At 59.7% G+C, this 14,852-nt stretch carries 14 protein-coding genes and 1 pseudogene; 10 read left to right on the top strand and 5 right to left on the bottom strand.

The genetic code is table 11. The features are described 5' to 3' along the window. The first annotated feature begins 25 nt into the window (after window positions 1-25). Window positions 26-1,081, top strand: a complete 1,056-nt coding sequence (locus tag ROSERS_RS03325; protein WP_011955417.1) for a proline racemase family protein — start codon at window positions 26-28, stop codon at window positions 1,079-1,081. Window positions 1,082-1,222: 141 nt separating this feature from the next. On the opposite strand, the gene ROSERS_RS03320 is transcribed toward ROSERS_RS03325, so the two are convergent. Beyond that, window positions 1,223-4,123 (bottom strand): tetratricopeptide repeat protein, encoded by a 2,901-nt coding sequence (locus ROSERS_RS03320; protein ID WP_011955416.1) that lies wholly within the window; start codon window positions 4,121-4,123, stop codon window positions 1,223-1,225. 372 nt (window positions 4,124-4,495) lie between these two features. Between ROSERS_RS03320 and ROSERS_RS03315 the strand changes: the two genes are divergently transcribed. Next, a complete protein-coding gene (locus tag ROSERS_RS03315) occupies window positions 4,496-5,185 on the top strand; it encodes a zinc ribbon domain-containing protein (RefSeq protein ID WP_011955415.1) in 690 nt (229 codons plus the stop codon). 255 nt (window positions 5,186-5,440) lie between these two features. Further along, entirely contained in the window at window positions 5,441-5,929 is a 489-nt protein-coding gene (locus ROSERS_RS24660; protein ID WP_157040954.1) for a hypothetical protein, read from the top strand. Window positions 5,930-5,974: 45 nt separating this feature from the next. On the opposite strand, the pseudogene ROSERS_RS26655 reads toward ROSERS_RS24660, so the two are convergent. Beyond that, window positions 5,975-6,507: pseudogene (locus tag ROSERS_RS26655) on the bottom strand (IS5 family transposase); the annotation flags it as partial. Between the two features lie 83 nt (window positions 6,508-6,590). Here ROSERS_RS26655 and ROSERS_RS03300 point away from each other — a divergent pair. The 5 genes from ROSERS_RS03300 to ROSERS_RS03285 all read left to right on the top strand — a co-directional run bounded on the left by ROSERS_RS03300 (window position 6,591) and on the right by ROSERS_RS03285 (window position 10,971). Further along, a complete protein-coding gene (locus ROSERS_RS03300; RefSeq protein ID WP_011955413.1) occupies window positions 6,591-6,917 on the top strand; it encodes a hypothetical protein in 327 nt (108 codons plus the stop codon). Window positions 6,918-7,048: 131 nt separating this feature from the next. After that, a complete protein-coding gene (locus tag ROSERS_RS25790) occupies window positions 7,049-7,240 on the top strand; it encodes a hypothetical protein (RefSeq protein ID WP_157040953.1) in 192 nt (63 codons plus the stop codon). A gap of 224 nt (window positions 7,241-7,464) precedes the next feature. Next, window positions 7,465-8,522 (top strand): IS5-like element ISRfsp3 family transposase gene (locus ROSERS_RS24655; protein WP_085979421.1). Its coding sequence is split into 2 segments (ribosomal slippage): window positions 7,465-7,996 and window positions 7,996-8,522, totalling 1,059 coding nucleotides; the frame shifts between segments, so codons are not numbered across the junction. Continuing rightward, entirely contained in the window at window positions 8,477-9,790 is a 1,314-nt protein-coding gene (locus ROSERS_RS25785) for a hypothetical protein (protein ID WP_157040952.1), read from the top strand. The genes ROSERS_RS24655 and ROSERS_RS25785 overlap by 46 nt, the downstream gene beginning before the upstream one ends. Before the next feature lie 227 nt (window positions 9,791-10,017). Then, entirely contained in the window at window positions 10,018-10,971 is a 954-nt protein-coding gene (locus ROSERS_RS03285) for a fibronectin type III domain-containing protein (RefSeq protein WP_011955411.1), read from the top strand. Between the two features lie 360 nt (window positions 10,972-11,331). On the opposite strand, the gene ROSERS_RS03275 is transcribed toward ROSERS_RS03285, so the two are convergent. The 3 genes from ROSERS_RS03275 to ROSERS_RS03260 form a co-directional block, all read right to left on the bottom strand. Then, a complete protein-coding gene (locus ROSERS_RS03275; RefSeq protein ID WP_157040951.1) occupies window positions 11,332-11,526 on the bottom strand; it encodes a hypothetical protein in 195 nt (64 codons plus the stop codon). A gap of 330 nt (window positions 11,527-11,856) precedes the next feature. Continuing rightward, window positions 11,857-12,567 (bottom strand): IS630 family transposase, encoded by a 711-nt coding sequence (locus ROSERS_RS03265; protein WP_157040950.1) that lies wholly within the window; start codon window positions 12,565-12,567, stop codon window positions 11,857-11,859. Continuing rightward, the gene (locus ROSERS_RS03260; RefSeq protein WP_011955408.1) at window positions 12,564-12,986 is read right to left on the bottom strand and encodes a helix-turn-helix domain-containing protein; all 423 of its coding nucleotides are present in this window, start codon (window positions 12,984-12,986) and stop codon (window positions 12,564-12,566) included. Before ROSERS_RS03260 ends, ROSERS_RS03265 begins: the two co-directional genes overlap by 4 nt. 375 nt (window positions 12,987-13,361) lie before the next feature. On the opposite strand from ROSERS_RS03260, the gene ROSERS_RS26650 reads away from it, so the two are divergent. Further along, a complete protein-coding gene (locus ROSERS_RS26650; RefSeq protein WP_041332904.1) occupies window positions 13,362-13,637 on the top strand; it encodes a helix-turn-helix domain-containing protein in 276 nt (91 codons plus the stop codon). Further along, the gene (locus ROSERS_RS03245; protein WP_332249094.1) at window positions 13,561-14,526 is read left to right on the top strand and encodes an IS630 family transposase; all 966 of its coding nucleotides are present in this window, start codon (window positions 13,561-13,563) and stop codon (window positions 14,524-14,526) included. The genes ROSERS_RS26650 and ROSERS_RS03245 overlap by 77 nt, the downstream gene beginning before the upstream one ends. Window positions 14,527-14,852 lie beyond the last annotated feature (326 nt).

Genomic DNA, 14,852 nt, shown 5'->3' with positions numbered 1-14,852 from the left:
TCGTACAGAAAGGGGGCAGTGTCTTATGAATCTCGATTGGGATCGGATCTCGCTACCGCCGAAAACGTTACGGCTCACTACGATAGAGGCGCATACTGCCGGTGAACCGTTGCGTATCATCACCGGCGGGTTGCCAGAAATTCCCGGCGCGACGATGCTGGAGCGACGGCGTTGTATGCGTGATCATTTTGATCACGTGCGGCAGGCATTAATGTGGGAACCACGTGGTCATTACAACATGTATGGTTGTATCATCACACCTCCCGTGAGTGCTGACGCCGATTTTGGGGTGCTGTTCATGCACAATGAAGGTTACAGCACGATGTGTGGCCACGGCGTTATTGCACTTGTCACCGTTTTGGTTGAGAGTGGAGTGGCGCCGGTGGAAGGACAGCAGGCTACCGTGACACTCGATACTCCTGCCGGATTGGTGCGCGCCACAGCACATATCGAGGATGGAAGCGTGGCGCGTGTTTCATTTCTCAACGTGCCATCATTTGTGTATGCGCGCGATCTTCAGGTGACCGTACCCGGTTATGGTCACATTGTGTGCGATATTGCCTGGGGCGGCGCATTTTATGCAGTCCTTCCGGCTTCACAGGTTGGGTTGCGGGTTGAGCCGAAACAGACCGCAGCCCTCGTTGCTGCTGGCGAAGCGATCAAGCGAGCCGTGAACGCAGTTCTGCCGATCCATCATCCCTGCGAGTCGGATCTTGGTTTTCTGTACGGAACCATCCTGACCGATCAACCGGAAGATGCCACGCATCACAGCCGCAATATCTGTGTGTTTGCAAACGCCGAAGTTGATCGCTCGCCAACGGGCACCGGAGTCTCGGCTCGTCTGGCTATTCATCACGCCAAAGGCGAAATAGAGACCGGTCAGTCTATCGTGATAGAGAGTATCCTGGGACGACGCAGCACATTTGTTGGGCGGGTCGTTGCGCACACACAGGTTGGTTCGTACCCTGCCATTATCCCTGAGGTGAGTGGTCGCGCGTTTGTGACCGGTCGGAGCGAGTTTGTTCTTGATCCGCGTGATCCTCTGGGCAGTGGCTTTCTGGTTGAACAGATCGGTTCGTAGCGATAACAATCACAACGCCGACCACGCCGGATGCGCCAGAAGGATGCGCCGCTGCGCCCGACCCGGAAACACGCGCAACGCAGGGACACAGGCCGCCGCGCCCGATCAACGTTCAAAGAGCGCGAGAGAAGAAGGGTAACGTCAGCACGCCGTAACTTGAGCCTGCCGCGCTGCCAGGGTGTACGGGTGATCGGCGCCAAGCACAGCGGTGTACACAGCAAGCGCCCGGCTCAGATAGTCACGACTGATCTCTCGTTCCCCAAGTGCAGCGCAGACCTGGCCCATGCGCAGCAGGCTGCGCGCAGTGTACGGGTGGCGCTCACCCAGGCGGGCCAGATGGCGGCGCAGCGCCGCAGCGAGCAGCGGCCGGGCCTGCCGTGGTCGTCCGGCGCTCAGCAGCAGCACGCCCAGGTGCCCCAGCGTATTGGCGGTATCGTGGTGCAGATCGCCCAGGATGCGTCGGCGAACAGCCAGCGCGGCGCGCAGGTAACGAGTGGCCATCGCGCGATCCCCAAACGCCTGGTGGAGCAACCCGAGCCGATTCATCTCGCGCGCGGTGTGGCGATGCGCAGCGCCCAGGATCCGGCGATGGATATCCAGCGCTGCTTCCAGCATCCGGCGCGCACCGGCGCGGTCGCCCATCTCCAGCGCCAGCATGCCCAGGTTGCTGAGCGCACAGGCCGTGATCGGGTGCTCGCGCCCGATGGCGGCGTCGAAGAGCCGGAGAGTTGCCTCAAGCTCCGCCCCGGCCTGCTCAAATCGCCCCTGGTAGTGGTAGACCCGCCCGATATGGTTGCGCGTGACGCCGACGAAGGAATGCATCGGACCGTAGACCTCCTCGCGGATCGCCAGCGCGCGGCGCAGGAGGGGCAGCGCCTGCCGGTATTCGCCCCGGGCCCGGTGGAGGTAGCCCAGGTTGTTGATCGCCATTGACTGGAGCGAGCGATTGGGCTGCTCATGCGCTTCCCAGATCGCCACCGCGCGCTCCGCGTAGGGTAGGGCGGCATCAAACTCGCCCATCGCGTTAAGCAAGAGCCCCAGGTTGTTGTAGAGCTCCGCCGCCCCTGGGCTATCCGGGCCGTCATGCCTGATACGGGCCGCCAGCGCCTGCTCGTAGTAGGTGCGCGCCTGCGCATAGTCGCAGACTGCATGGGCGATTTCGCCGGCGTGCAGCACGCTGGTGGCGGTATCAGGATGATCAGGCCCCAGTCGCGCGCGCCGGATCGCTAGCGCCCGCTCGTGGTACGGGCGTGCGCCGGGGTAATCGCCCAGCCAATCCAGCATCATCCCATGAAAATGCAGGTTCGCGCTGCTTGCCACGGAGTCGGCGCCGAAGATCTGATTCCGCAGGTCCAGCGAGCGCTGGTTGTAGGCAATCGCCGCTGCATACTGGTCAATCTCGCCGAGATGGCGGCTCAGTTCGTAGCTCAGGTCGGCGGCGATCGCATCGCCGCGCACGAGCGCAGCGTCGGTGACCGCGCGCAGATGCGCCTGGATGCGCAGCAGGGCCGGCTGATCGAGCGCGGCGTTGAGCATCCGCGCGTGGGCCAGCAGCGCCGTCTCGACGGCGTGCTGCGCCGCCCCATCGTTGTCGAGGCGGCGGAGAAAGGCGGCTATCAGGCGGTGCAGGCGACCGCTGTACGCTCCGGCGCTATCGAGCAGCAGGCCGATGTCCACGAGCCGCTGGAGGGCGCCGGCAAGCAGCGCAGGGTCTGGTCGGGGCGCCAGCGTGGCGCTGAGCAGCGCGCCTGGGATCGGCTCACCGGGGGCGAACCACGCGGCACGCAACAGGAGCTGGCAGGCGAGCGCGTCGATCACGCCGCCCGGATCGAGCCGCGACAGACTGAGGGCGACGACCTGTTCGAGCCGGTTATGGTGACCGGTCGGCGCTGGCAGCGGGCGGCCGCGCGGGTCGACGCCAGCCAGGGACGGGTGCTGGTCAAGCCGCGCACGCAGCTCAGCGAGGTAGCAGGTCGGCGTGAGCGTATCGGCGCCGCGCGCCAGGTGACTGCCAGCCAGGTGCAGGGCCAGCGGCAGGTCGTCGAGCTCGGCCGCGATCGCAATCAGCTCCGCATCGCTGATCTGGGGCGTCGGGCAGTAGCGACGCAGCAGCGCCAGGCTCTCGGCGCGGCTCAGCAAGCCGAGCGGCAGCGTCGCCACCGGCAGGTCGGCGTCCCAGGTGCGGCGCTGGCTGGTGATCAGCGCGCGGCAGCCGCCCCGTCGCGGCAGCCAGCGGCGGAGCAGCGCCGGGTCCTCGCAGCTGTCGAAGACCAGCAGGCGCAGCGTCTCCTCATGCCAGGCCGCCAGCACCAGTCGCACCTGCTCGTCGAGACTGAGCCGGTCGAAATCAGGACGGAGGCGCAGGCCATCCTGCCCGCCGCAGGCCGCAATCGCGGCCGGGACAGCGGCGGGGTCGGCGCAGCCCAGCCAGAAGACGCCGCCGGGGAAGGCGTGACCACAACGATGGACGATCTCAATCGCCAGCTGGGTCTTGCCGATGCCGCCGGGACCGCAGACGACGATGTGGATCGGCGCCGTGCGGCGGTGCAGATGCCCGGCGATGGTCAGCAGCTCGGCGGCGCGGCCGACAAAATGCGGGTTTGGCGCAAAGGGCGCGCGCGAGCCGGGAGGGAGCGGAACCGGCGCGGGCGAAAGGTGCGCCGGGAGCGGCGCGCCGGTGCTCGTCGAGTCAGACCTGGTGAGTTGGTAGCGCCCGGGCGTCGCACTGGCCAAAAGCTGCCCTGAGTCCAGCAACTGCCAGTCGGCGGGCTGCAGCGGCTCCCAGCCCCACTCGTGCACAAGCGTTTCCCAGACCGCAGCAAGGGTCTCACGATCGTCGGCCAGGTTGAGCGTGTGCGCGAGATAGCCGAGAAATGCGGTGCGAACGGCAGCGCGCGGCACGGCTTCGCCGCGCTCCCAGGCGCTCACCGACTCATAGGCCCGGCTGCCCTCCAGACCGCAGGCGCGGGCCATCTGCGCCAGGGTCACGCGCGCCGCTTTGCGGAGCCTGGTGAGGATGGCGAGTCGACGATGGTCGGGCATAGCACGTTCCCTCGCGCGCCGCGAGCGCGTTGCTGCGTTCGCCCGCACGGTTGCGGGCGGCGCCGGGAGGGGTCGGAGGGCGGGAATGCCGCGCGTGCAGCAGGCGCATTGCTACGTTCGATTGTGTGATTGCGGACGGCGCCGGGAGGGGTCGAAGGGCGGGCAGCCCGGGGCGGCGATGACAAATTGTTTAGCACGAATACGGGTTTTACGGGGTGACACCCCAGAGCCGCGTGTGCTACGATGAGCACCGTCACCACGAAAAACATTCTACCACACATCTTACTCCGGGCAGGGCGGCGCCGTACTGTCGTTGTTCAGGCAGGTTCAACAGAGCTATCAACATTTCTGTGAGCTGTGAGGAGGTAGTTCATGCCTGGTTATGACGCGGAGGGAACGATGAACCGGTGTAAGGCATGTGATGCAGATCTGTCGGCGGAGGCTCGCTTCTGCATGGTTTGCGGGGCGCCGGTCAGCACAGGCGACGGGTCGGCAGCCATGGTCACCCGCAGTGCGCCGCCGCAGGGCGAACTGGTGACAGCTGGCGCGGTCCAGCCAGCACGCGCCATCGTGCAGCCGCAGGGACTGGTGCGTACCATGCTGCTGGCGAGCTTCGCATTGATCTTCCTCTTCTTCTCACCCTTCGTCTCCTGCGCCAACCGCACCTTCACCGGAGTGGAGGCGTTCCAGGCATCGCTGCCATCGCAATACGAGGAACCTAAGGATGGAATCTTCCTCATTCTCTTCCCGATAGCGGGCATAGCTGGCGTACTTGTCAGCTTCCTGGCCCACGAGCGGATAAGCGCCGGTCAGTCGCTGCGCAGCGTGCGTGGCTTTGCCATCGGCGGACTCCTGAGTGGACTCATCGCACTCTGCCCGGTGGGGATTGGTATTTACGACACCGGCCGATCCGAAGGTGTGCTCAACCTGCTCTGGGGCTTCTGGTTGAGCGCGGCGGCGACCATCGTACTCGGTGGGGCATCGCTGCTCCTGCTCGTCACGCCTGAGCCGGTCACGGATTCATCACCACCACAGGCCAGCGGCCAGCCAGAAGGACCGTAGCACCGGCTTCAATCGCACAGGGGTCAAGGGCAGGCACAACTTGACGGACCCGCACCACCGGGGCATCGGTAAGCGGTGAGGCGGGAGGGATGCAGCGGTATACCTCAGACGAATGATAGGGTTTGTGAGAGCGCACGGCACAGCAATTGATTCGGTCACGGGGGAGGTACACCGATGGCTGGCTGTTCCGTATGTAAGTCCGAGTTGATGGAAGGGGCGCGGTTCTGCGTAAAGTGCGGGAATGCGGTCGGCAGCGTGATCCGAGAAACTGCAGTCGGCGACGCCGTCCAGGAGCCAGCGGCGCCGGGCCAGGCACTGAGCGCAACGACAACCGCAGTCGTCGTCAAACGCCAATCCTCCGGCCTGCTCCGCATCCTGTTGCTGATCACAGTTGTGCTGACGGTGCTGATCGCGCTGGCGTTCATCAGCGTGATCAACACCGGCGCCAGATCGGCCATCATCGGGCGCTGGCAGGCCGATCTCGGCTATGTGATGCTCTGGGGCAATGTGACGGAGAACCTTGAGTTTTTCCCGAACGGCTCAGTCACCTCGAACCGGGAGATCGCAGTTTTCACCGGCCGCTATCAGTGGCTGGATGATCAGACGCTGCGCATCGACTGGAGGGAGCAGGGGATCTTTGGTCACTCCGTCAGCGAGATCTGGCGTGTTAAGGTGAGTGGCGACACGATGGTGGTGGTGAACACGCTCTCGGGCACGACCACTGAGTACCGACGAGTGCCATAGGAGCGTCGCGGTGGCTGCGGCACGGGGCGTAAGAACCCATCCGAATAACCCGGCGGCACGCAAGGCGATCACGTCACAGGCGAAGTGGAGGAAGGCAAGATAATGCTCGGGCTTTTTCTCCCAGCGTATCAGCACGCAGCGAAACCGATTAAGCCATCTTTGTCAGCAGGGAACCGCCCAGCGCCGTGCGCGCTTGCCAGCTTCGTGCGCGATGTCTCTGGCTTCCTCGCCGCGACTGCGCATGTGCGCGGTGAGGCCAACTTCGCGCACGGTCGCGCGCACTTCTTCATCATCATAGCCTTTATCCAGGCACATGCCTTGCGGTCGCTCCTCCGTCGGCGCCGGTCGCTCCACGACGATGCGCTCGATGGTCGCAGGCGCCAGTTTCATATCGTGGCGATTGGCTCCATCAATCGCCACGCCGATGGGGACGCCATGCCCCTCGTTCAGCAACGATCACTCGATGCCCGCGTTCCCGCGGTCGGTCGGATTGGGGCCGGTTTTTTACCTCCGAGCGTCGCCCTGGTCATCGCCCCGTCTATGCTCAGCAAGTCCCAGTCAACGCCTTTCGGTTCATCAATGAGTATACCAGTTTTTCGGATAGGCTCTATAGGAATATGCTTTCGGTTAGCCAGCACTCATTGAGGGAAAGGTCGATGGCATGAACAATTCAGATTTCGGCTACACGCTGATCCATTGCATGATTGTACTCTGGGTTGGAAGTGCGCTCGCTGGCATGATCTGGATTGGGCGGAAGGGCTACTTCACGGGGATAACCTGGAACGTTGGCTGCCCGTTGTTCGTGCTGTTTGGCTGGTGGGCAATTCTACTGCTGCTGATTCTGGGGCCGATCTGGCTGCTCATCGCTGCATTTTTGAAACCGAAGCAGCGGTGCCCACACTGTAAGGAGATAATCCCCGGCGACGCCTCGCGCTGTAGCTTCTGCCAGGGCGAGGTGACCCCAGTATCAAGTCCAGAGATCCATTGAGCATCCCGACGAACGCCACGCTGGCGCTGGTTACGGTCGAGCCGGATAGCAAGGCTTCTGAGAGCGTGATCAAAAACCTGGATTTGTGGTATCGATGCTGAACATGGCGTTCTGATGCGGAGAAGGAGCGTATGCCGAAACGTGAGCGTCGATTTTATCCGACTCACGATGCGACCGATCTGACCGATGCGCAATGGGTCACCAGCGCGCCGCTCGTCACCGCTGCGTCACCGAAGGTCAGGCGCCTGACCGACGTTGATCGGCGTATGGATAAAGGCGAAAGGTTCTCTTCAGACACTGGAGTACGAGAGAGGGCAATATGATGAAAGGACAGACAAGCCGAGGTGGGCGTATCTGGACGACAATTGGTGGGTTTACTGGGCTGCTAGCAATCGTCAGTATTGTCATAGCATACCTTCAGCTTCGTCAGGCAGATAAAGCCAGTCTATCTTCAGACTTTACTCAAGCTTCAGTGATTGCAATTATTAGACATCATCAAGATTTAGTGATATACTATTTTTGTACAATCTGAAAATGGAGAAAAACGATGTGTAAGTATCGATCCATTATCGAAAATCCGGAGAAATTACGCTCTATGACCGGACTGACCGTTGAAGAGTTCCACGCGCTGGTTCCGATCTTCCACGCCGCATTTGAAGCGTATATGAAACGTCGCACGATTGATGGCCGCGTCCGATATTGTCGTCGCTACGTCTCGTATGCAAACTCGCCGCTTCCGACAACAGAAGATAAATTGCTCTTTATTTTGACCTACTTAAAACAAAACCCAACGCAAGTGATGCACGGACACCTCTTTCAAATGAGCCAATCAAACGTAAGCAAATGGGTGCATCTTTTGCACGGAGCGCTGAACTATGCGCTTTCACAGCAAAATCTCCTGCCTGCGCGCACTGCCGACGACCTGGCGAGGCGATTGCAGGAAGAACCGTCGTGTGAAGAACCGTCGTGTGAAGAACCGTCGTGTGAAGAACCGTCGTGTGAAGAACCGTCGTGTGAAGAACCGTCGTGTGAAGAACCGTCGTGTGAAGAACCGTCGCATGCGACAAAAGCGCCCCCCTTTTTATCCATGACGGCGTAGAACGTCCCATTCGCCGTCCAAGCGACAAAGTCGACCGGGAGTTGTATTACAGCGGTAAGAAGAAACGACATACGCTTAAGAACGTTCTCATCATTGATGAGTTTGGCTCTATTCACTTTTTGAGTGACACCTACGAAGGAAGGGTCCACGATAAATGTATTGCGGATGAAGCGGGATACACCCTTCCAAACGCGAGCATTCTCTATCAAGACGCCGGATTTCAAGGATTTACCCTGCCTGGCGTCCAGATTATGCAGCCAAAGAAGAAGCCGCGCAATGGAACCCTCACGCCGCAGGAAAAGGAGGAAAACCGGCGTATCTCATCCGTTCGCGTTCGTATTGAACATGTTATCGGCGATATCAAGCGGTATCGAATCATTCACGACATTATCCGCTTCAGTTGTTCCGAATTTCGGGATATGGTCATGGAAACATGTTGCGGGCTGCATAACTTCCGAATTTGGCTGAAACGCAAAAAGCAGTCCAAAAATCAAAACGAATCTTGATGAAGTCTATTAATGAACAACTTGCTGTGCAGCGTGAAATCGCAACTGCTCAAGCAAATCCTGTTCAATCCGGCCCTACGGCAACCATCGTCGCTGAGCGAATAGCACAGTTAGTGAGCACCCAAGAAGCTTTGGAGATAGCGCGCAGGCAGATTGAAGCCACACAAACGGCAATAATACGGCACGGAGTAAATACTGGTGGTTCAACACCGCAACCAACCTCACAAACTACACCTACAGTCCCTTCACAAGCATCAATTGCCACTCCCAATCCCGGACAGACTCCTGAATTGGTTCGTTGTCCCCAAAGAATTGATTTTGGCCTGACTATTCAATGTTCGATAGACGCAGCATCCGAGATCGATACGTACACTTTTGATGCTCAGGCCGACGATCGAGTTATGCTCCGGATGGCACGCGCATCAGAAACATTGCAACCCTGGATTCGTGTCTTCGCGCCAGATAAAGCGCAAGTGTGTGAATCCTATGCCGAGAGACTTGCGGATCTCCTCGATTGCCATCTACCGCGCAGTGGAACCTATTCTATCCAAGTAGCTGACTCTAGCCGAGAGAGGAAAGAAACAGGAAACTACACTCTCTATCTCCAACGGCTCAACAATCCCGGAATAACGCTGCCTATTGCCTTTGGACAGCCTCTTTCCGGCTCGATAGGACGTCCCACGCAAATCGACACCTACTCCTTCGAGGCTAATGTAGACGACAGGATACTTATTCGTATGCTGAGGGCATCAGAGACAGTCCAGCCGTGGATTCGTGTGTACGCACCTGATGGCAGGCTAACCTGTGAAGCCTATGCCGAACGCTTTGTCGAGAAGACTGATTGTATCATTCCTCGAACTGGACTCTACACGGTATTAGCCAGTGATGCAAGTCGGGCACGAACTGAAACAGGGAATTATACATTGTATATACAGCGCCTTAACAATCCAGGGAGAGCGACGTTGATTTCCCCTGGACAAGCGCTCTCTGGTACTATCGCATCACCCGCTGAGATACATACTTATACCTTCGAGGGCAGGGCCGATGACAAAGTAGTTCTCAGGATGAACCGAACATCCGAGACCATTCAACCCTGGATGAGAGTTTACGCACCCAATGGAGTATTGACCTGTGAGGGCTATAGTGAACGGCAAGCTGAGGCATATTGCACACTTCCACGAAGTGGAACCTATACTCTTTTAGTTGCGGATGCCAGTCGGGCAGGAACCGAAACAGGAGCTTATAGTTTGTCCCTGACACGCCCATAAAGCATGTGCGCACTAAACCCGTCGTGCCGTCCAACAAGCGCTTAAGGAGGGACATCGCAATCCAGAATCGATTGGAGCCTTTCTTTATCCTGGTTCTATCGCAACGCTCTATCCGAGATCATGGTTTCTGATCACGCTCTTAGAGTTGACATGCTCTGCATGCGACTTACCCGCAGGCAGTTGGGCACAACAGTTCCCAAATAGTTGAAAAAGAAAGAAGCACAGCGATGAAAGCCAGAATGTTCTCAATGTTCGCCCTCATCATTGCCTCGGCCCTTCTTCTCATTTTCACATTGACTATGGTCGCTCAAGGGGCAGAAATACAGGACCCAAGCCAGGTGGTGATGCCAGATATGGTATCTTATGGGTTGGGGGCTGACCTCTCGCAGGCTTCTCAAAACCAGGCGGGTTCAGGCTATACTTCTGAAATCACTTTCACTCCGGTCGCCGCCGCTTATCTGCCAGCAGTGTTCAGGAACTACGGGGGCTGCTCAGCAATTCCCACACTCCTTAGCCCTGCCAATGGAAGCAGTTTGAATACCATTGCCCCCTTGTTCAGGTTGGATAACGGCAATAACCCGAATGCGACGGTGTTGCGTTTGCAAGTAGCAAAGGACCCCGGTTTCACACAAGGTGTTTGGTCTTTGCGGTCTAGTCGCGCCTCTGGCGTGAGTGAATTCCGCTTTCCAAGAAACTGGAACCCCGCTGCTACTTACTACTGGCGAGCCTGGTTGATGTGTGGTGATGTCCAAGGCCCATATTCTGAAGTATGGTCTTTCACCACAGGTTCAGGGGGAACCATCTTGCCCGCTCCCACTTTGGTTGCTCCTACCAATGGGAGCACATCGCCGACCACAACGGTGAATCTGCAATGGTCACCTGTATCTGGTGCGATAGAGTACCTGGTGTATTGGCGTGAGGCTGGCGACAGGGGATACTTCTTTTGGTCGGTGAGTGCCACGCAGACCACAATTAGCCAGCTGAAAGCTAACACCACTTATGAGTGGTGGATATCTGCACGAAACGATTACGCTATCGGCACTAACTCAGAGACTTGGCGGTTCACCACACCAGCCGGGTCTTCGTCTCTCTCTCCCCAGAACCTGAACCGCAACTCTGTGGAAGAAGACGGCAGCGCAACCATTGTCTTTGAGGACAGGACAGCAAGTAATGAACGTTGAATTATAGCAGTTCCCAAATAGTTGAACGATGGTCAACTGTCGGTATGCGCACATGTGCTCTTGACCCTCGTGAACGAGTCATTGCCGCCGTCCAACAGGGGATGTCCCACCGTGCGGTGGCCGCGACCTTCGCCGTCCGTCTGTCCAGCATCAAACGCTGGCCTGGCACGGCGCGCACGGGAGCGACCCTCGCGCCAGGCCGTTCGCCACGCTTCGATCAGCACGACCCGGACGTGCTGCGCGCCCGCCTCGAAGCGGCGTGGACGCCGCACGCGACGTCCACGCCGCCTGGAGGAACCAGCCGCATCCCGACCGCCCCGTGGCACGCTCCACCCTGGATCGCGCCATCACCCGCCCTGGTTAGTCAAAAAAACGCTGCACGCCACCGAGCGTGATGATGCAGCGCGCGCCGCCGTCCGCACCCGGCGGGGCACCCGTCCCGCCGATGCATTCGTGATGGTGGACGAGTGTGGAGGGGTGCAGCGGCGCTGCGCCCTGACGCACGCCCCGGTATGCGCGCGCACTGCGCACCCAGGACGCACGTGGTTCAATCATGCTGCCCATCGCTCTCAGCAGTGAGAACGCCAGAGCCCCGCAGGGGCTTCCCCACGCTCAGGGAGGGCTTCAGCCCGACGGCGAGGGCGCATACCGGATTTATTGCTCACTCTCCATCAGCCCACAGTCTCCGCATGCGGGCGGGGACGCCCGCGCACCCAGGACGCACGTGGTTCAATCATGCTGCCCATCGCTCTCAGCAGTGAGAACGCCATAGCCCCGCAGGGGCTTCCCCGCGCTTCAGGGAGGGCTTCAGCCCGCACGAGCAGCGTCGCGCGCCCGCGCAGGCGGGCTTCGCCTCGCATAGCCGAGGGCTTATTAGTCCGTAAACTAAGTTTCCTTGTATTTTTCATTCTCGGGATGGACTTTGGTGTAGTGGCTATTGAGCTTGGTTCGAGCGGCCTGGATGGAGAACTGCCAGTTGATCTTGATCGCCTTGGCGCTGCGCTCGTTGAACAAGGCCAACACCTCCCGGCCCAAGGTCTGGATCGATGGAATGCGCCTGTTGAGGCAGAGGCGCGAGATCACTGCGAACTCGCACTCGATCATATTGAGCCAGGAGGCCGACTTGGGTGTGTAGATGAACTCGAAACGCTCTGCTAAGGCAAACGCATCTTCAGCCGGTAAATGCTCATAGAAGGCACTGGCGTTGTGGGTGTTGAGATTGTCCTGTACCAGTCGGATCTTGATCGCGTTTGGATACTGGGCGGCAAGTGCTTGGCAAAACAGCGTGTACTCTCGTTTGGTGCGCTGTGGGTGTACCTGCGCCAGGCGCTTGCCAGTCAGCGGTTCGATTGCCGCCAGCAGCGCACACGAGCCAAGCTTTTCATACTCGTAGTGCTGTTTTCGTGGCTTGCCTGGCTGCATCGCTGCCGGAACGAGGGTGTCGCCGATCAGAAAGCAGGGCCGTTCGTCATAGCAGATTACCGGATAGTGCGGGTCATACGGCAGCGCATAGAGTGCCAGAATGCGCTCCATCTGGGCCAGAAAGGCCGCAGTGAGGGCGCCAAAGCACCAGGTCTGCTGTACATGTGGCTTCAGCTCGTTTTTTTTAGAATTGTGCCAACCATAGTATGCGAGATCGTCTCACAGAAGCCAGCTTCGACGACTTTCTCAGCCAGGAGGCGCAAGGTCCAGCGGTCATGGCCTTCTGGTGCATCGCTACACGCCAATGCCGTGACTTTGGCGCGCTGAGCGCCATCAATGACAATCGGACGGCCAGAACGCGGCGCATCGTACAGACAGTCCAACCCTTTGGTGCGGTAGCCGTTGCGCCAAGCGGCGACCGTGGTGTAGGTCACATCGAGCGTTTCAGCCACCGCACGCAGGGTCTTGCCGCGATCGAGTTCGAGCAGCGCGGTCGCGCGCTTGAAAGTCTTGACCGCGAGCGTACCTTTGGCAAGCAGTCCTTCAAGCGTGGTGCGGTCGTTCTCTGTCAGAGTCAGGTGATCTTTTTTCATACCACCAGTCTATCCGATATCACCTCGGAATGCAAGAGAACTTAGTTTACGGACTACTTATGGACTTTGAATAAATAATCTGGTATAGCCCGCGCAGGCGGGCTTCGCCTCGCATAGCCGAGGGCTTTAGCCCGACGGCACAAGGCGAATACCGGATTAGCAGTTCTCACACGAGGTTGAACCTGGTGAACGAGGCTGAACACTCACGGAATCGCACCCTCCACGCGGCGACCGAAATGATGGTCTTTGAGTAAATAATCCGGTATAGCCCGCGCAGGCGGGCTTCGCCTTGGCTAGCCGAGGGCTTATGGACTTTGAATAAATATTCCGTTATACTAATATTCATCCGTGTCAAGCCTTTCTCAGGAGGTTGCGATGCTGGCACGCCGGACCCTTCACGTGTCCGTCGAGGAGCGGGAGGCCCTCGAAGACCTGCGCGATCACGCCCCCAAGCCCTATGTGCGCGAACGGGCGGCGGCATTACTGCTCATCGCGTCTGGCGTACCGCCTGCCGTCGTGGCCCGCGAACGCTTGCTGCGTCCGCGCCATCCGGAAACCGTCTATCTCTGGCTGAATCGCTGGGAAGCCGAGGGCATCGATAGCCTCCCCATCCGGGACGGACGCGGGCGCACGCCCGCTTTTTCCCCCTGACCGCCATGACCCTGAGACGGCGGCGACTGAGGTAGAGCATCTGGTCCGCCGTGACCCGCGGCCGTGCGGGCTGACCCAGACGCGCTGGACCCTGGACGCCATCCGCAGCCAGTTGGCGTGGGGGCGCGACGCCTCGCTGCGCGGGATCGCCCGTATTCTGGATCGGTTGGGCATCACCTGGCAGCGCGCCCGCAGTCATGTGCATCGCCCTGATCCCCACGATCAGGCCAAACTGCAGGAGATCGCAGACGTGGTGGAGGATGCACGCGCGCACCCCAACCAGGTGGTGACCGTGTATCTGGATGAAGTCACGGTCACCCGGCAACCGACCCTGGCCAACGGGTATGGGCGGGCGGGCGCCGATCAGGTGCGGGCGGAACGGAGTCTGGCGACCGATTGCGAACTGCGCATCGTGGGCAGTTTGGACGTTGTGACGGGCCAGGTGGTCACCCGGCGGGCGAAGACGATTGGCCTGGCGACGCTGGCGCCGTGCTTCCCGGACCGGCGCGCTGCCTATCCTGAGGCTGAGCGCATCGATGTCATTCTGGATAATTGGCCGGTCCATTTTCATCCGGATGTCCTGGTGGCGCTTGAGCCGCAAACAACCCGCTGGGCGTTTTCCCGTCCTGGCAATGGGCCGGCCACCCCCAGTGTGCGGGCCGTGCGCCGGGCTGGAGATGTCCGCCTGCCCATCCAACTGATGCCGTTGCCGACGTATGCGTCGTGGTGTAACCCGATCGAGAAGCTGTGGCGGTGGATGCGTCAGGAGGTCACCCGCGTGCATCGCTGGGCGACGGATCTCGATCAGTTGCGCAACCACCTGGATGCCTTCTTCGCGTCGTTTGCAACCGGCTCGTCAAAGCTTTTACAGTATGTCGGTCTCGGATAGCGGATTATTTATTCAAAGACCATCAGCCCCACGGCTAGCGCGGTATAGCGGAATAAATTCTCAATCTCCATAATTTCGGTCTACACTCCGCTAACGGCGGACGCCTCACGTGACAGGGCGGATAGGAACAATGGTCAACGTATCTGAGAACTGCTACAGTGCTCACTCTCCATCAGGTGCGCCCGAAGTAAGCGCCGCTGCGCCCGACCCGGAAATGCGCAACGCAGGACGCCGCGCTGCCGCGCCAACCAGGGAACGGGGAATCCCTGAGGTCTGGGGGCTGACAAGGGCGGTTTTTTGGGAGGCTCCTGCGTTCCTTCTCTCGT

The organism is Roseiflexus sp. RS-1 (genome assembly GCF_000016665.1).
In the GTDB taxonomy this organism is placed as follows: Bacteria; Chloroflexota; Chloroflexia; order Chloroflexales; family Roseiflexaceae; genus Roseiflexus.
Note: the sequence above shows the minus strand (reverse complement) of the source record. Positions and strands in the feature narration are given on the sequence as shown.